This window comes from Enterobacter sp. JS8-1 (assembly GCF_049187015.1).
Taxonomy (GTDB): Bacteria; Pseudomonadota; Gammaproteobacteria; order Enterobacterales; family Enterobacteriaceae; genus Enterobacter; species Enterobacter mori.
Genome location: NZ_CP185805.1, coordinates 2,337,392 through 2,354,573, shown reverse-complemented (window position 1 = coordinate 2,354,573; position 17,182 = coordinate 2,337,392). Strand labels below are relative to the sequence as shown.

Below are 17,182 nucleotides of genomic sequence, written 5' to 3'. Positions count from 1 at the left end.
GCCTCTGCGGGGCTTTTTTGTGCCCTAATTCCGTACTCGCGTCGCCCGACGCACGCGCAAACCAAACACATTGATGTAGAGTCCACCCATGATCAGCACCGCGCCAAAGAGCTGCAGCGCGCTGAGTTTTTCATCCAGCAGCAACGCCGCGCTGGCCAGCCCCACCACGGGTACCAGCAGAGACAGTGGCGCCACCCGCCAGGTTTCGTAGCGACCCAGCAGCGAACCCCAAATGCCATAGCCGATAATCGTGGCGACGAACGCCAGATAAATCAGCGACAGGATAGTCGTGAGATCGATCTCGACCAGGCTTTTCAGCATCAGATCCGGGCCGTCCAGAATAAACGATGCCGCCAGAAACGGGATAACAGGGATCAGCGCACTCCACACCACCAGAGACATCACCGCCGGGCGCGCCTCATGCTGCATAATCAGCTTGTTGAAGATGTTTCCGCAGGCCCAGCTAAGCCCCGCCGCCAGCGTGAGCATAAAGCCCAGCAGGGCCACATGCTGACCGTTCAGGCTGGCTTCAATCAGCACCAGCACGCCAAACACCGCCAGCGTGATCCCCGCCAGCTGTTTACCCTGTAAACGCTCACCAAACACAAACGCGCCGAGAATGATGGTAAAGAACGCCTGCGCCTGCAGAACCAGCGAGGCCAGGCCGGCGGGCATGCCGAACTTAATGGCGCAGAAGAGAAACGCAAATTGACCAAAACTGATGGTCAGGCCGTAGCCCAGCAGCAGTTTCAGGGGGATTTTTGGACACGCCACGAAAAATAGCGCCGGGAACGCCACCAGCATAAAACGTAAACCGGCCAGCATCAGCGGGGGCATATTGTGTAACCCCAGCTTGATGACCACAAAATTAAGCCCCCACACTACGACCACCAGCAACGCCAGCAGCCCGTCTTTACGCGTCATACCCTGCCCCTGAATTATTAATAATTTGTTAACACTTCAAGGTAACAGAAAAAATAGCACCACGAGAAGATCATTAATTCTGGCAGTCAGGCGAAGCACTTAGGGATAAATTAGGCGCTATACAAGCCCCTTATGTCGTGATACTCCTTTTATAACACAACAAAAAAAGCATAAGCATTTGTCGGGCAGGAATATGAAACCATCTCTCAGGCGCTCTACCGCAGCGCTGCTGGCATCGTCATTGTTATTAACAATTGGTCGAGGGGCAACGCTGCCGTTTATGACCATTTATCTCACGCGCGCGTATAGCATGAGCGTCGAGAATATCGGTTATGCGCTGACCATTGCGCTGACTATTGGCGTCGTGTTCAGCTTAGGGTTTGGCATTCTGGCCGATAAGTTTGATAAAAAGCGCTATATGCTGATCGCCATTGTGGCGTTTATTGCGGGCTTTGTGGCCATTCCGCTGGTTAATAACGTCACGCTGGTGGTGCTGTTTTTTGCGCTGATCAATTGCGCCTACTCGGTTTTTTCAACGGTACTCAAAGCCTGGTTTGCCGATGTGCTGACCTCAAGCGAAAAAGCCCGCGTCTTCTCGCTGAACTACAGCTTCCTGAACATCGGCTGGACGATCGGCCCACCGCTTGGGACCCTGCTGGTGATGTACAGCCTGCAGCTCCCGTTCTGGCTGGCGGCCTTTTGCGCCGCACTGCCGCTCGGCTTTATCCATTTCTTTGTACAGAAAAGCGTGGCGTTAGATGCCGCTGAAGAAAAGGCGCCATGGCAGCCGTCGGTATTGCTGAAGGACCGCGCCCTGTTCTGGTATACGCTGTCTGGTCTGCTCGCCTCTTACGTCGGGGGATCGTTTGCGACCTGCATTTCGCAGTATGTGCTTGCCGCGCACGCGGACGGTGATTTCGCCGAAAAGGTGGTGGCCGTGGTGCTCCCCGTCAACGCCGCCGTGGTGGTGACGCTGCAATACGCCCTCGGGCGTAAAATTTCAGCCAGCAACATTCGCCCGCTGATGACCGTTGCCACCCTGTTTTTCATTGTGGGTCTGGGCGGGTTTATGCTCTCCGGTGAAAACCTGGTTTACTGGGGCATCGCTGCCGCGATCTTTACCCTCGGGGAGATTATCTATGCTCCGGGGGAATATATGCTGATCGACAACATCGCCCCGCCGGGAATGAAGGCGAGCTATTTCTCCGCCCAGGCGCTGGGCTGGCTGGGCGCGGCGGCGAACCCGATGATCACCGGGCTCATCCTGACCCATCTGCCGCACTGGTCATTGTTTGTGATTATGATGGCCGCCATCGTCATTGCCTGGCTGATGATTTTGCGTGGGATGAGCGTGAAAAATGAAGATACCGTGTCGGGTGGCGCTACGCTTACCCGACCTACAAAACCCTAATCGTAGGCCGGGTAAGGCGTAGCCGCCACCCGGCTCAAGCAAAAGCTAGTGGTGCAACATCTCTTCAACCACCTGTTCTTTGTACATCTCGTTCGGGTAGTACGTCGGCCAGTTATCCATCTCTTTCAGCAGCGCCTCATGGGAGGTGTTGCCCATGAAAAGATGGAAGTGTGAAGAGGCTTTCGGTCCAATGATATGGTCGCTGAACTGAACAAACTTCGGTGCCTTGCTGCTGGCATCCTTACACTCAAACAGATAGCGAACGCCTTTTTTCCCCGAGGCGTAGGTCAGGATTTTGTAGCCGCTGTAGTCGTAGTGACAGCGGCTTACCGTTTCCCCCTGGTGGAATTCCATCACGTTATTTTCGATGCCGATAGATCCCACGTCCGTTGCGTAGCCGGTACGGTAATAGGCTTTCACCGCCTCAACGGATTTGTGGTCCTTCTCCGCTTTCTTCTTAAATACCGGATCGAGCGAACCGTCCAACAGGAACGGATAGACGGATTGCCAGGTGCCGTCCCAGTCAGACAGCTTTCTGTCCTTCACGTCTTTATCCTCAAACACGCCGTTCGCCGCCTTCTGTTCCGCCTCGGTCATCTGGTGACCGTGCGAATGGGCAAACAGCTGGCCGCTGACCAGCAGCGCCCCCAGAGTCATGGCAATTTTTCCAATATGTGCAGCCAAAACAAAACCCTCATTCCGTTTTATAAGAATGAGTATGTTATATTATAACATTTCAGATCGCAACCAGACCGCGAACGCCCTCCTGCTCCATATTTTCACCACGTCCCTGCTGAATAATGGTGCCGCGCGACATCAGCAGATAGCTGTCGGCCAGCTCGGCGGCAAAGTCGTAAAACTGCTCAACCAGCAGAATCGCCATATCGCCGCGATCCGCCAGCGAGCGGATCACCTGCCCAATCTCTTTGATAACCGATGGCTGAATGCCCTCCGTCGGTTCATCGAGGATCAGAAGCTGGGGCCGACTTGCCAGCGCGCGTCCTATTGCCAGCTGCTGCTGTTGTCCCCCGGAGAGATCGCCCCCGCGGCGGTGTTTCATCTCTTTTAACACCGGAAACAGCTGCCAGATCTCATCCGGCACCTGCTTCGCGTCGCGGGCGGAAAAGCGTGACAGCCCCAGCAGCAGATTCTCTTCAACGGTTAATCGCGGGAAAATCTCACGCCCCTGCGGGACATACGCCACGCCAGCGCGCACCCGCTGGTGCGGCTTGCTGTGGGTGATTTTCTTGCCCTGCCAGACGATGTCACCGCTTTTTGCCGGGATCAGCCCCATCAGACACTTCAGCAGTGTGGTTTTACCGACGCCGTTGCGCCCCAAGAGACAGGTGACCTCGCCGCTAAGAGCCTGAAAGCTCACGCCGCGCAGAATATGGCTGCCGCCGTAGTATTGATTCAGTTCGTTAACCTGTAGCATTACGGCTCCTTAGCGTCCCAGATAGACTTCAATCACCTGCTCATTAGCCTGTACCTCACGAAGCGGGCCTTCCGCCAGCACGCGCCCCTGATGCAGCACCGTCACCCGATCGGCGATGGTTTCCACAAACCCCATGTCATGTTCCACCACCATCAGAGAGTGCTTGCCCGCCAGCGTTCTGAACAGTTCTGCGGTGTATTCGGTTTCCGCGTCCGTCATTCCGGCGGCGGGCTCGTCCAGCAGCAGCAGATGCGGATCCTGCACCAGCAGCATACCGATCTCCAGAAACTGTTTTTGCCCGTGAGAAAGCAGCCCGGCGCGGCGGTCGCGCTCGCTGCTGAGCCGCAGAAGCACCAGCATTTCATCAATGCGATCGACCTGTTCGCCGTTGAGCTTTGCCCGCAGACTCGCCCAGACGGATTTGTCGGTTTTCATCGCGATTTCGAGGTTTTCCCACACCGTCAGCGCTTCAAAGACCGTGGGCTTCTGGAATTTACGCCCGATCCCCTGTCGGGCAATAGCGGCGGGATCGAGCAGGGTCAGATCGACAGACTGGTCATAGCGCGCTTTGCCGCTTTGGGGCCGCGTTTTGCCCGTGATAACGTCCATTAACGTCGTTTTGCCCGCGCCGTTAGGCCCAATTACGCAGCGCAGTTCGCCCACGCCAATATTGAGCGAGAGATCCGTTAACGCCTGAAACCCGTCAAAATTGACGTTGATGGCCTCAAGCTGCAACACGGGATCGGTCTGTTCCCTGTAGCGGTCACCGGGCAGCTGTCGGGTGAATAATCCGTCAGATGGCTGCATTATTTCTCCCCCTTACGCAACAGGCCGTAGACGCCGCGCGGCAAGAACAGCGTGACGGCGATAAAAATCAGCCCCAAAAACAGCTGCCAGTATTCCGGCATCGCGACGGTGAAGAAGCTCTTGGCGCCGTTCACCAGCGCCGCGCCAATCACCGGACCGACCAGCGTGCCGCGTCCGCCCAGCGCCACCCAGATAGCGGCTTCAATCGAGTTGGTCGGCGACATTTCGCCAGGGTTGATAATACCCACCTGCGGGACGTACAGCGCCCCCGCCAGACCGCACAGCACCGCGGACAGCGTCCACACCAGCAGCTTGAACCCGCGCGGATCGTAACCGCAGAACGTCAGGCGGTTTTCCGCGTCACGCACCGCCGTCAGGATGCGGCCAAACTTGCTTTTCGCCAGCGCAAATCCTGTGCCTAATGCCAGAATCAGCAGCAACACGGTCGCCAGAAACAGCGCGATGCGCGTGGCGGTCTCCGTCACCGGAAATCCGAGCAGGGTCGTAAAACCGGTAAAGCCGTTATTACCACCAAAACCGGTCTCGTTACGAAAGAACAGCAGCATGCCCGCGTAGGTCAGCGCCTGGGTCATGATGGAAAAATAGACCCCCTTGATTTTTGAGCGGAAGGCAAACCAGCCAAACACCAGCGCCAGCAATCCCGGAACCATCACAATCAGGACCAGCGCCCAGGCAAAGTGCTGGGTGCCCCACCAGAACCACGGCAGCTCGCTCAAGGAGAGAAAGGACATGAACGCAGGCAGACCGTCACCCGCCGCCTGGCGCATCAGGTACATCCCCATCGCATAGCCGCCAAGCGCAAAGAAAATGCCGTGCCCCAGCGAGAGCATGCCTGCGTACCCCCACACCAGATCGAGCGCAACGGCCACGATGGCATAGCAGAGGATCTTGCCAATCAACGTCAGCATCCAGGTCGAAAGCGCCAGGGGATGCGTAGCGGGCAGCAGCGCGAAAAACGGTAAGATCAGCAGACACGCCACCAGCAGGCTGCCCGCAATCTGAGTCGTGCGCGGCGCTTTACGCGCCATCGTTAAGGTAAGTGGCTGGCTCATCAGTCAGTAACCCTCCCTTTTAAGGCAAAGAGTCCCTGAGGGCGTTTCTGAATAAACAGAACGATCGCCACCAGAATCAGGATCTTGCCGAGTACCGCACCCATCTGCGGTTCGAGAATTTTGTTGAAAATCCCCAGGCCAAACGCCGCCGCCACGCTACCGGCCAGTTGGCCCACGCCGCCCAGCACCACCACCAGGAACGAGTCGATGATGTAGCCCTGGCCCAGCTCCGGCCCCACGTTCCCCAACTGGGAAAGCGCCACGCCGCCCAGACCGGCAATGCCGGACCCCAGCCCAAATGCCAGCATGTCGACGCGCCCGGTAGGCACCCCGCAGCAGGCAGCCATGCTGCGGTTTTGGGTCACCGCGCGGACGTTCAGGCCAAGACGGGTTTTGTTCAGAATCAGCCAGGTGAAGAACAGCACCAGCAGCACAAAGCCCAGCACCACAATGCGGTTCCACGGCAGCGTCAGGTTGGCGAACACCTGCACGCCTCCGGAAAGCCAGAACGGGTTTGCCACCTCCAGGTTTTGTGCCCCGAACGTCATGCGTACCAGCTGGATAAGCATCAGGCTGATCCCCCATGTCGCCAGAAGCGTTTCCAGTGGACGTCCGTAAAGATGGCGGATCACCGTGCGCTCGAGAATCATTCCGATGCCCGCCGTCAGGCAAAAGGCCACGGGCAGCGCAATAACCGGATAAAGCGCCAGCCACTGGGGCATAAATTGCGACATCACCTGCTGCACCATCCAGGTGGCATACGCCCCTAACATCAACATTTCACCATGCGCCATGTTGATGACGCCAAGCAGTCCGTAGGTGATCGCCAGCCCCAGCGCAGCCAGCAGCAGGACAGAGCCCAGAGAAAGCCCCATAAATGCTTGCCCAAGCAGGTCGCCCCACATCAGACGGTGCTGAATGTGGCTCAGGCTCTCGGCGGCGGCCGCACGCACCTTCGCATCCGGCTCCGTCTGCGGTTGGGTAAACGGCGTGATTTTTGCCTGCACGTCCGGGTCGTCGGATTGCCCCAGCAGCTCAACAGCCTGAAGACGGGTCTCCGCCTGAGGACTGGCAAGCTGGAGGTTCGCCAGCGCCAGCAGCAGGGACTGCCGCGTCACATCATCCGTTTCGAGACTGACCCGTTTTTGCAGAAAACCGAGCATATCTGGCTGGATATCCCGCTGGAGCTGCCGGGCTGCGCCTCGCCTTTCGGTGACACTGTCACTTATGAGTTGATGTGTCGCCAGGGCAGTCGCCGCCAGCACACGGAGTCGGTTGGTCAGGCGCACGGCTTTGGTAGCACCTTCTGCCGCCGTTGCCGCCCCGAGCGGCACCATCTCGCCGCCGTGCCTGGCAAAGGCATGCTTCTGGCCGTCGATAAACAGGCTTTCAGCTTGCAGCGCCTGAAGCAGCGGCATCCTTGCCGCATCCGGTGAAGCCGCCCACGCGGTCAGCATTGCTGCTTGCTGCGTGCGGTTAGCAGCAACAAAGTTATCGGCATCCGATGCCTGCGCCATCCCTGGCAGCAGTCCGGTAAGCCATACAAGAGCGATGAACATGCGCATGGCGTTCATGACGTTTCTCCCTGCGGTAATGGCTTAGTTACTGGCGGTTTTCATCGGCTGGTCAGGCTTTTTGTCATTTCCGGCGATGAACGGGCTCCACGGCTGGGCACGCACGGGCGCGTCGGTTTGCCAGACCACGTTAAACTGGCCGTTACCCTCGATTTCCCCAATCATGACCGGCTTATGCAGGTGGTGGTTGGTGGCATCCATGGTGAGCGTAAACCCAGACGGCGCTTTAAAGGACTGGCCCGCCATCGCGGCACGCACTTTATCCACGTCGGTGGTGCCTGCTTTTTCGACGGCCTGCGCCCACATGTGAATGCCCACATAGGTGGCTTCCATCGGATCGTTGGTTACGACGGTATCGGCATTCGGCAGCTTGTGCGCTTTGGCGTAGGCTTTGTAATCCGCCACGAAGGTCTGGTTGGTTGGGTTATCCACGGATTCGAAGTAGTTCCACGCCGCCAGGTTCCCCACCAGCGGTTTGGTGTCGATCCCACGCAGCTCCTCTTCACCGACAGAGAACGCCACCACTGGAACATCGGTAGCCTTCAGCCCCTGGTTAGCCAGCTCTTTATAGAATGGAACGTTGGAATCGCCGTTGATGGTCGACACCACCGCCGTTTTACCGCCTGCGGAGAATTTCTTAATGTTAGCTACAATGGTCTGGTAATCGCTGTGACCAAACGGGGTGTAAACCTCTTCAATGTCTTTATCCTCAACGCCTTTTGAGTGCAGGAAGGCACGCAGGATCTTGTTGGTGGTGCGCGGATACACGTAGTCCGTGCCCAGCAGGAAGAAGCGCTTCGCCGCGCCGCCGTCTTCGCTCATCAGGTACTCCACCGCCGGGATCGCCTGCTGGTTCGGCGCGGCGCCGGTATAGAAGACGTTTGGCGACATCTCTTCACCTTCGTACTGAACCGGGTAGAACAGCAGGCCGTTCAGCTCCTCAAACACCGGCAGCACGGATTTGCGCGATACCGACGTCCAGCAGCCGAAGACCACCGCCACCTTATCCTGGCTGATGAGCTGACGGGCTTTCTCGGCAAACAGCGGCCAGTTCGACGCCGGGTCAACCACCACCGGCTCCAGTTTCTTGCCCAGCACGCCGCCTTTGGCGTTGATCTCATCAATCGTCATCAAGGCAACGTCTTTCAGAGGCGTCTCGGAGATCGCCATCGTGCCGGACAGCGAGTGCATAATTCCCACTTTGATGGTATCGGCAGCCTGCACGCCAAAACTCATTCCCATCGCGACCACGGAGGCCGACAGTGCAAAAGCTTTTAACAAGGTACGACGGTGCATATTTTCACTCCTGAAAAGAAAGCTGTACGAAAACGTCCGATACCGCAGGGACGCAGATAAACAAGGTGTCAGCTTCAGGAGAGCAAAAAGGATGCCAGAATGGAGAAAGCGGAATGGCGGGAGATGAGGCGCGGGTTGTAAAGAGAACGACTCAGAATGAATCAGCGCTGCACTTTTATAATGCAGCGCTGGAGGAGGCTTACCAGACTTCGCTGGCGATCTGCGTCACCAGACGCACTTTGTCCCACTGCTGGGATTCGCTCAGGCTGTTGCCCTCTTCTGTCGAGGCAAAGCCGCACTGCGGGCTAAGGCAGATTTGCTCCTTCGCTACGTATTTCGCCGCTTCTTCCAGACGCGCCTTCACCCCTTCCGGGTTTTCCAGCTCGCCGTTCTTGGTGGTGATAAGGCCCAGTACCACCTGCTGCTTGCCCGGACGCACGAAACGTAATGGCGCAAAGTCGCCGCTTCGGTCGTTGTCGTATTCGAGGAAGAACGCGTCAACGTTGACCGTCCCGAAAAGCACCTCGGCCACTGGCTCATAGCCGCCTTCGGAAATCCAGGTCGAACGGAAGTTACCGCGACAGACATGCAGCCCGATGGTCAGATCGTCAGGCTTGCCTTCGAGCGCTTTGTTCAGCACGCGGGCATAGATCCGTGCCAGTTCATCGGCATCATCGCCGCGCTCGCGGATCTGGCGTCGCTGGTCGTCCGAGCAGAGATAGGCCCAGACGGTATCGTCCAGCTGCAGATAGCGGCAGCCCGCATCGTAAAACGCGCGGATGGCATCGCGCCAGGTGGTCGCCAGATCGTCAAAATAATCAGCCAGATCGGGGTAAACCGTGGCGTCGATATCTTTACGTCCCCCGCGGAAATGCAGCACGCTCGGGCTTGGAATGGTCATCTTCGGCTGCGCGTTCCCGCTGATGCTTTTCAGGTAGCGGAAATCATCAAGCATCGGGTGCTCGCCAAAGCCCAGCTTGCCCGTCACGCGAACGCCGTGAGCTTTCGTCTGCACGCCGTTGAACTGAATGCCCTGCTGTGAATCGTAACGCTCCACGCCCTGCAGGCCGTCGAAGAAATCAAAATGCCACCAGGCGCGGCGAAACTCACCGTCTGTGACGACGTGTAGCCCGCAGGCGCACTGCTGCTCGACAACATGGCGGATGGCCTCATCTTCTACCGCACGAAGCTGCCCGGCATCAATCTCACCGTTGGCAAATTTCTGGCGAGCCTGCTTGATGGCATCCGGGCGTAAAAAACTGCCAACTACATCGGCGCGGTACGGGGCGTGTTGTCGCTGCATGGAAATCTCCTCTTTCTGTCGGCAATGGTTGCCAACAGTGATAATTCATCATTTGAATTTTTAGACTTCTGGATGTCTAAATGTCCAAAAAAGATGTCATATCTGCCGCATTCCGGCAAACGAGAAAATTTCACCTGTGTTGAAAAAAATTCATCTTCACAGCGAAACGGGCGATCCCTCATGAGCAAACGTGAACCCTTCGTCTTGCCACCCGGTAATCCCTCCGAGCATGATTTTTACCGGCAGCCCAAGTCGTGCGAGCTTAAGCGCAGCCCTGTCTGCGCCGTTACAGTGAGGCCCGGCGCAGTACACGACAAACAGCGTGCCTGCAGGCCATTGCGCCATGCGCTCTGCGGAGATCTGACTCCAGGGCAAATGCAGCGCGCCGGGGACGTGGCGACGGGCAAACTGCTCTGCTTTACCCACCACGTGCAGCAAAACAAAGTCCTGTTCATTGTTTGCAATGGCATGATGCACGTCAGCACAATCGGTCTCGACGCTCAACCGACGCAGAAAATGGGCAACGGCTTCCTGCGGTTCTGCTGCCGGGATTTCAGTAACATAGCTCATGATCCTTCCTCATCTTGGGTGTTTGTGTTAACACTACTCTATCCATAAATTCAGCCAGTGAATGCGTCCGCGTATGCCAGAAAACAGCAAAAAGATGACAAACTTAAGACAGGTTTCTCCCGCCAGAGTGGTCGTTCTGGCCTATGACGGTTTGTGTACCTTTGAGTTTGGTGTGGCCGTGGAAATCTTCGGTCTGCCGCGCCCGGAAATGGGCGAGAGCTGGTATCGGTTTGCGGTTGCGGGCGTGGATGAAGGCGAGTTACGGGCAACGGGGGGCATCCGTATTCTGGCCGATGGCGATCTGAGCCTGCTTGAACATGCGGATTTAATCCTCGTGCCGGGCTGGCGCGGTATTGACGCCGCCGTACCGGACGCGCTTTGTGATGCCTTACGCCGGGCCAGCGCGCGCGGGTGCCAACTGTTGTCCATCTGTTCAGGGGTCTTTGTACTTGCCGCAACCGGGCTGCTCAATGGGCGCAAAGCCACCACGCACTGGCGCTACATTGAGGCGCTTAAAACCCGTTATCCGGCCATCGACGTGGTTGAAGATGTCCTGTATCAGGACGAAGGCGATATTCTGACCTCTGCGGGCAGCGCTGCGGGAATCGATTTGTGCCTGCACGTGGTGCGTCGGGATTACGGAATGGAAGCGGCAAACCGCGTGGCGCGGCGTCTGGTCATTCCGCCGCATCGGGACGGTTCGCAAACCCAACAGTTGAGCCGTCCAGTTGCCCAGCTGCGGGAAAGCCAGCGTCTGGGCCAGCTGTTTGATTTCCTGCACCAGCATCTGGCTCTGACGCACACCGTGGACTCCCTGGCGCGTCGGGTTGGCATGAGTCAGCGCACCTTTCTGCGGCGCTTTCAGGACGCCACCGGGACCACGCCCACGCGCTGGCTGTTGAATGAACGCCTGCTGCGCGCCAAAGATTACCTTGAAAACAGTAAATTAAGCATCGACAGCATCGCTGAACAGACCGGATTTGGCCAGGCCGCAACCCTGCGGCACCATTTCCGGCAGCATTACGCCCTTTCCCCTGCACGGTACCGTAAACAGTTCGCCCGCGCGGGCTGAATACGGGCAAAAAAAAACCGCCATTAGCTGGCGGTAAATGCTTGCATGGATAGATTTGTATTTTGGTATCTACGTTCCCGACATTCCATGCCGGGGTGCGGATCCCGTACAACCTAACACCATCAGACTCAACGAAAGGTAAACAGACCGCTTAACCTGCCTGGGTATTTATTTGCAGGTAACGCATCAGTCCCTGTTCCGCGCTCTGTTTAGCGTCATCATTAATCGCTTCAAGATAAAAAGAGCGTGATACGCCATAGGGCGCCTTTTCGGAAGGATATACGGCAAACTGGAATGACTTCCCTTTTGCCTGATTGGTGCAATCTAATTCCCAGCGCTGCTCGCTCTTTTGGCTGCTAATACACGCCACACGGCCGTAATCGCTGGTTAAATAGGAGCCCACACGGGATTCTGCCGACTGGATATATTCCGGGGCGCCAGTACGGGTATAGCCTATCCCTGCAACTGCACCAACAGAAACCACCACGAGCGCAATAGGTAATATTTTTTTCATTTAATCAGACTCATTCCTTAGCCAGAGGAATACCATTATATAAGATTAATCTACTTTTTGGTTGTCCGATTACATATCAAATTTGGCAGTAGTTATGTAATTCAGCATATTCCTAAAAAAGGCATAAATTCAGCGTTATTGGTTACGGGATATTACCAGATCGCCGCCTGATTACAGTTATTGACAAACCCTTTTCGCTACTTTGACGTTGTGAATAATAACACCACGAAATTATCGTCATGATAGCTGCGACAGACTCTGCTGCGGTGAAATAATGTTAAGAAAAGGCTTATCGATAATATTACTGACGTGCGCATTATTCTCCGGTCAACTGATGGCCGGGCACAAAGGACATGAATTTCTGTATGTGAAGAGTGTGGAGCATCAGCTTCGGCATGAAGCCGACAGCGATGAACTGCGCGCCGCGGCGGAGGAGTCAGCGGAAGGTTTGCGCGAGCACCACCAGTGGCAGAAATCGCGCAAACCGGACACCCATTTTCGCTAGTTAGCTGCCTTTACGCTTAGGCAGGGTCTTCATCAGTTCATCGGGGCTGACTGAGGCCACGACGCTGCCGGGCTGCGGCATCTTAAAGATGTGATTTTTCATTTTACCGATGACGTGCATTTCACACGGGCGGCAGTCGAACTTAAGGGTCAATACCTCGTCGCCGTTCACCAGTTGCATTGGCGTTGCTTTCCAGCTCTTGATATTCCCCTTCGCCTGTTTCGGGCACAGGTTAAACGCAAAGCGCAGGCAATGTTTGGTGATCATCACCGGCACGTCGCCCTTCTCTTCATGCGCTTCATAGGCCGCGTCGATCAGCTGCACGCCGTGGCGGTGATAAAATTCACGCGCTTTGTGGTTGTAGACGTTCGCCAGGAAGGACAAGTGCGTATCCGGATAGACCGGCGCGGGCACCGCTTCGGCTTTACGGCTACCGCGCGGGTAGTTCGCCAGACGCGCTTCATCCAGCATGTCGGCCGTTTCACGGCGGAACTGGTTGAGCAGGCTGTTGGGGACAAACAGCGCATCCGGGAGATTAACGTCGATATTACGGGCGTAATACATCGTCTGCCCCAGTTTCGCCACGCCGTCCTTCAGGCTGTTCAGCGCTTTTTCCGCGTTGTTTGCCACCTCGAACAGGCCATCGAGCGTATGCGTCACGCTGATGCCGTCTTCGCAGGTCATGGTCAGGATCAGCTGTTCTTCCCAGCCGCCAAGCTCAATATCTACCGCAATGCGACGCTCGCTGGAGGTTTTCAGCAGCGCCTGCTGCCAGTTATGGTCAAGGTTACGGTTCAGCGCCGCGTTCGGGCGCGCTTTGTAGAGATCCGCTGGCATCTCGTTTGGCCAGACGCGATAGCGATTTTCGCCGGTTTTTTCCACGGTATTGGCGCGGAAGCCCACGACGTCACGCTTGATCATCACGTTCAGGCCGTCACCGTTCGCCAGCGGCTCCGTCACTTCTACGTCCAGGTGATCTTTCGCCACTTTCAGCACTTCGCCAACCGGTAAACCGATAAACTTCGGTGAGTCGAACGCGCCGATATCCCCTTTACGGGCATTAACAAAGTAGTCGGTGCTACCGCGATGGAAGGTTTTATCCGTCGACGGAATAAAGAAATGCTCTGTACGCCCGGCGGAAGCCCGCGCCAGGTCGCCGCGATCGTCGATGATGGCGTCCAGCATCTGGCGATAGTGCGCGGTGATATTCTTTACGTAGCTCATGTCTTTATAGCGCCCTTCAATCTTGAAGGAGCGTACGCCCGCGTCAATCAGCGCGCCAAGGTTAGCGGTCTGATCGTTATCCTTCATGGACAGCAGGTGTTTTTCGAAGGCCACCACGCGCCCCTGATCGTCTTTCAGGGTGTACGGCAAACGGCAGGCCTGCGAGCAATCGCCGCGGTTGGCGCTGCGGCCGGTCTGCGCGTGTGAAATATTGCACTGGCCGGAATACGCGACGCACAGCGCACCGTGAATAAAGAACTCGATGGTCGCGTCCGTGGCCTGGTGAATATCGCGGATTTGGTTCAGGTTCAGCTCGCGCGCCAGCACGATCTGCGAGAAACCCACGTCAGAGAGGAATTTGGCTTTTTCTACCGTGCGGATGTCGCACTGGGTGCTCGCATGGAGTTCAATGGGTGGAATATCCAGTTCAAGAACGCCCATGTCCTGAACAATCAGGGCATCCACGCCGGTCTGGTAGAGATCGGTAATCAGACGCTGCGCAGGCTCCAGTTCATCATCATGAAGGATCGTGTTCAGGGTCACGAACACTTTCGCCCCAAAACGGTGGGCGAACGGCACCAGCTCGGCAATATCGCTCAGGCTGTTGCTGGCGTTATGGCGGGCACCGAAGCCAGGGCCACCAATGTAGACGGCATCGGCACCGTGAAGGATCGCTTCACGGGCAATGGCGGCGTCACGGGCCGGGCTTAAAAGTTCAAGATGATGGGATTGCAGGCGCATACTTCGTCGTTATCCGTTATGGTCAAAATGGCGGCTATTGTAGTCAGAAGTATGCGTCAGCGAAACAGTTTTGCGTAGCCTCAGCGGGGATAATGAATAAGGGAGTGAAAATGCACCGTCCGGGCGCTGCTGTTGCGGTAGGCGTGCGGTTTATCCCCCGCAAAACGCACCCCGGCGTCAGCGTGGATCGTGCGCCACTCGCCGTCGATGTTCATCTCCAGTTCGCCGCTGATCACCACCACATGTTCAATGACGCCCGCTTCGTGCGGCGTGGATTCGCTCAGCGCACCGGGCGCGAGGGTTATCGAAAAATGGTCAAACCTCAGCGTCTCATCCCAGGGAAATAACGGTTTCACAACCATCGCCTGCTGCTGGGGATCAAACACGGCCTGCCCGTCCGCCTCTGGTGCGATGAAGGCAGAAAAGGGTACGTTCAGCCCGGTGGCGATTTTCCACAGCGTCGACACCGTCGGGCTGGATTCATTGCGCTCAATTTGGCCCAACATGGCCTTTGACACGCCCGTCTCTTCTGCCAGCTTCGACAGGCTCCAGCCGCGCGCCTGGCGCTCGGTTTTCAGGGTATGAGCAAGATGTTGTGTAATTTCCATGGTCCCTCCAGATACCCACATAGCATACCACTTGTACGCTATAACGCACAGTGTTACTTTATGCCGGACGTTATAACGCACAACGGAGTTTTTTATGCGCCCTTCAACTCATCTCTTTCCTGCCGCCCTTGCCGGGTTTGTTGCCGTACTGGTGGGGTATGCCAGCTCGGCAGCCATCATCTGGCAGGCCGCAGCGGCGGCGGGCGCAAATGCACACCAGATTGCGGGCTGGATGACCGCGCTGGGCATTGGGATGGGCCTCAGCACCCTTGCGTTATCGTGCTGGTACAAAGCCCCGGTACTCACCGCCTGGTCAACGCCCGGCGCGGCGCTGTTAGCCACCAGCCTCAACGGCGTGACGCTTGCCGAAACCATCGGCATTTTTATCTTTGCCAACGCGCTCATTTTGCTGTGCGGCGTGACCGGCCTATTTGCCCGCCTGATGAAGCTCATCCCGCATTCCCTTGCTGCCGCTATGCTGGCAGGCGTGCTGCTGCGGTTTGGCCTGCAGGCGTTCAGCAATCTCGACGGGCATTTTCTGTTGTGCGGGAGCATGCTTGCGGCCTGGCTGATGGCCAAAGCCTTTGCGCCCCGGTACGCCATTGTTGCCACACTGCTGGTGGGTAGCGCAGTAGCATGGGCAGGAGGTGACGTTGTCACAAGCGATATCGCCCTTTCAGTCGTTATGCCGCAATTTATCGCACCGGCGTTTACCTTCACCAGCCTGCTGAGCATCGGCGTGCCCTTCTTCCTGGTCACCATGGCCTCGCAAAACGCGCCGGGGTTCGCCACGATGAAAGCGTCGGGCTATCCGCTGGCGGTCTCACCGCTGATTATCGTGACAGGCGGGCTGGCGCTGCTGTTATCTCCCTTCGGCGTGTTCTCCATCTGTATTGCCGCCATTACCGCCGCCATTTGCCAGAGCCCTGATGCCCATCCGGATGCGGGTAAACGCTGGCTTGCCGCCGCGGCTGCGGGCGTGTTTTATCTCCTGGCGGGCATTTTTGGCGGATCGATCGCGGGATTAATGGCCGCATTACCGCTCAGCTGGATCCAGACGCTTGCCGGTCTGGCGCTGCTCGGCACCATCAGCGGGAGTTTGTATCAGGCATTGAATCACGAGGCGGAACGCGACGCGGCGATTGTCACCTTTCTGATGACCGCCAGCGGGGCAACAATCCTGGGGATTGGCTCTGCTTTCTGGGGGCTGGTGCTGGGTGGCCTCTGTTACGCCGTGTTTTCACGCCGTCGCCGCGCGTAGCTGCGACGGGGTTATCCCCATGATGCTGCGAAAACGGTTGCTGAAGTGGCTGGCGGAGTTAAACCCGCAGGCGAGTGCGATATCCGTAAGCGGCGTGTTGGTATGCTGCACCAGCGCTTTGGCTCTCTCCATACGACGCTGCATAACGTACTGATGCGGAGCCAGCCCCATCGACTGACGAAACATTCTCGCAAAGTGATACTCGCTCAGTGCAGCCTGATCGGCCAGATCGGCCAGCGTCAGCGGCTGGGAGAGATGCTCTTCGATAAAGGCCAGCACGTTTCGCAGCACAAACGGCGACAGCCCGCCGGTGACGACCGGCAGCTTCCACTGCACGCTGGCGTAATTCTGGAGCAGATGCGTCAGTAAAAGCGTAGAGGCGGTGCTGAGGGCGAGCTGATTCGCTTTTTGCTGCCAGTCGCAGCCAAGCAAAAACTGGCGATAAAGCGCGGTGATTTTCGGATCGCTGCCGAAGATTTTCTCATCCAGCGTCAGCGACAGCGGGCGTTTATCCCAGATTTTTTCGCCAACATCGCGCAGATGTTCATCGGTACAGTACAGATGAACAAACGACAGGTCATCGCGGATATCCCACGTCGATTCGCTCTCTTTCGGCATCAGGCAGAAACGGTCCGGACCGCCGCCATTCTTCCAGCCGCCCGGCGTTTTTTGGTAGCTTTCGTAACCATCGGCCACGTACAGGCTGAGGGTATGGTGATTGCTTTTTACGGTGATCGTATCGTGCTTGTTGTACCACGCCGCCAGTTGAATACCGGAATTGAGCGCGACCGTTTCCCGGAGCACTGCATTCTGTTGGCGTAGCGTTTCAAAGGTATCGTAAGCGTGAGACATAGCCGTGAACGG

17 protein-coding genes are annotated in these 17,182 nt (G+C 57.0%); 4 read left to right on the top strand and 13 right to left on the bottom strand.

The window, feature by feature from the left end:
• Nucleotides 1–24: 24 nt before the first annotated feature.
• Complete coding sequence (gene eamA, locus ACOQH0_RS11150) at nt 25–924, bottom strand: O-acetylserine/cysteine exporter (RefSeq protein WP_421512272.1); 900 nt, start codon at nt 922–924, stop codon at nt 25–27.
• 193 nt (nt 925–1,117) lie between these two features.
• Between eamA and ydeE the strand changes: the two genes are divergently transcribed.
• Entirely contained in the window at nt 1,118–2,335 is a 1,218-nt protein-coding gene (gene ydeE, locus ACOQH0_RS11145; RefSeq protein WP_421512271.1) for an efflux MFS transporter YdeE, read from the top strand.
• A 45-nt stretch (nt 2,336–2,380) separates the two neighbouring features.
• Here the strand turns inward: ydeE and zinT are convergent, their stop codons facing one another.
• The 8 genes from zinT to ACOQH0_RS11105 form a co-directional block, all read right to left on the bottom strand.
• Nucleotides 2,381–3,019 (bottom strand): metal-binding protein ZinT, encoded by a 639-nt coding sequence (gene zinT / locus ACOQH0_RS11140; protein ID WP_010431084.1) that lies wholly within the window; start codon nt 3,017–3,019, stop codon nt 2,381–2,383.
• A gap of 52 nt (nt 3,020–3,071) precedes the next feature.
• Nucleotides 3,072–3,770, bottom strand: a complete 699-nt coding sequence (gene urtE / locus ACOQH0_RS11135) for an urea ABC transporter ATP-binding subunit UrtE (RefSeq protein WP_421512270.1) — start codon at nt 3,768–3,770, stop codon at nt 3,072–3,074.
• A gap of 9 nt (nt 3,771–3,779) precedes the next feature.
• Nucleotides 3,780–4,577: an urea ABC transporter ATP-binding protein UrtD gene (urtD, locus tag ACOQH0_RS11130; RefSeq protein ID WP_421512269.1), complete on the bottom strand. Its 798-nt coding sequence runs from the start codon at nt 4,575–4,577 to the stop codon at nt 3,780–3,782.
• Complete coding sequence (gene urtC / locus ACOQH0_RS11125) at nt 4,577–5,650, bottom strand: urea ABC transporter permease subunit UrtC (RefSeq protein ID WP_421512268.1); 1,074 nt, start codon at nt 5,648–5,650, stop codon at nt 4,577–4,579. Before urtC ends, urtD begins: the two co-directional genes overlap by 1 nt.
• The gene (urtB, locus tag ACOQH0_RS11120) at nt 5,650–7,224 is read right to left on the bottom strand and encodes an urea ABC transporter permease subunit UrtB (RefSeq protein ID WP_421512267.1); all 1,575 of its coding nucleotides are present in this window, start codon (nt 7,222–7,224) and stop codon (nt 5,650–5,652) included. The genes urtC and urtB overlap by 1 nt, the downstream gene beginning before the upstream one ends.
• 24 nt (nt 7,225–7,248) lie before the next feature.
• Entirely contained in the window at nt 7,249–8,520 is a 1,272-nt protein-coding gene (gene urtA, locus ACOQH0_RS11115; RefSeq protein WP_089598465.1) for an urea ABC transporter substrate-binding protein, read from the bottom strand.
• A gap of 199 nt (nt 8,521–8,719) precedes the next feature.
• Nucleotides 8,720–9,823 (bottom strand): cobalamin-independent methionine synthase II family protein, encoded by a 1,104-nt coding sequence (locus tag ACOQH0_RS11110; RefSeq protein WP_126544653.1) that lies wholly within the window; start codon nt 9,821–9,823, stop codon nt 8,720–8,722.
• Between the two features lie 156 nt (nt 9,824–9,979).
• Nucleotides 9,980–10,393, bottom strand: coding sequence for a rhodanese-like domain-containing protein (locus tag ACOQH0_RS11105; protein ID WP_421512266.1), 414 nt, complete (start codon nt 10,391–10,393; stop codon nt 9,980–9,982).
• 73 nt (nt 10,394–10,466) lie between these two features.
• Between ACOQH0_RS11105 and ftrA the strand changes: the two genes are divergently transcribed.
• Complete coding sequence (gene ftrA / locus ACOQH0_RS11100) at nt 10,467–11,465, top strand: transcriptional regulator FtrA (RefSeq protein WP_421512265.1); 999 nt, start codon at nt 10,467–10,469, stop codon at nt 11,463–11,465.
• A gap of 151 nt (nt 11,466–11,616) precedes the next feature.
• Here the strand turns inward: ftrA and ACOQH0_RS11095 are convergent, their stop codons facing one another.
• Nucleotides 11,617–11,979, bottom strand: a complete 363-nt coding sequence (locus ACOQH0_RS11095; RefSeq protein WP_010431056.1) for a hypothetical protein — start codon at nt 11,977–11,979, stop codon at nt 11,617–11,619.
• Nucleotides 11,980–12,253: 274 nt separating this feature from the next.
• Here ACOQH0_RS11095 and ACOQH0_RS11090 point away from each other — a divergent pair, with 274 nt between their 5' ends.
• A complete protein-coding gene (locus ACOQH0_RS11090; RefSeq protein WP_421512264.1) occupies nt 12,254–12,484 on the top strand; it encodes a DUF2554 family protein in 231 nt (76 codons plus the stop codon).
• On the opposite strand, the gene ACOQH0_RS11085 is transcribed toward ACOQH0_RS11090, so the two are convergent.
• On the bottom strand, nt 12,485–14,449 hold the full coding sequence (locus ACOQH0_RS11085) for a peptidase U32 family protein (RefSeq protein WP_421512263.1): 1,965 nt from the start codon (nt 14,447–14,449) through the stop codon (nt 12,485–12,487).
• Nucleotides 14,450–14,529: 80 nt separating this feature from the next.
• Nucleotides 14,530–15,057: a helix-turn-helix domain-containing protein gene (locus ACOQH0_RS11080; RefSeq protein WP_100166686.1), complete on the bottom strand. Its 528-nt coding sequence runs from the start codon at nt 15,055–15,057 to the stop codon at nt 14,530–14,532.
• Between the two features lie 94 nt (nt 15,058–15,151).
• On the opposite strand from ACOQH0_RS11080, the gene ACOQH0_RS11075 reads away from it, so the two are divergent.
• A complete protein-coding gene (locus ACOQH0_RS11075) occupies nt 15,152–16,318 on the top strand; it encodes a benzoate/H(+) symporter BenE family transporter (protein ID WP_421512262.1) in 1,167 nt (388 codons plus the stop codon).
• Here the strand turns inward: ACOQH0_RS11075 and ACOQH0_RS11070 are convergent.
• Entirely contained in the window at nt 16,298–17,170 is an 873-nt protein-coding gene (locus ACOQH0_RS11070) for an AraC family transcriptional regulator (protein ID WP_010431040.1), read from the bottom strand. The genes ACOQH0_RS11075 and ACOQH0_RS11070 overlap by 21 nt on opposite strands.
• Nucleotides 17,171–17,182 lie beyond the last annotated feature (12 nt).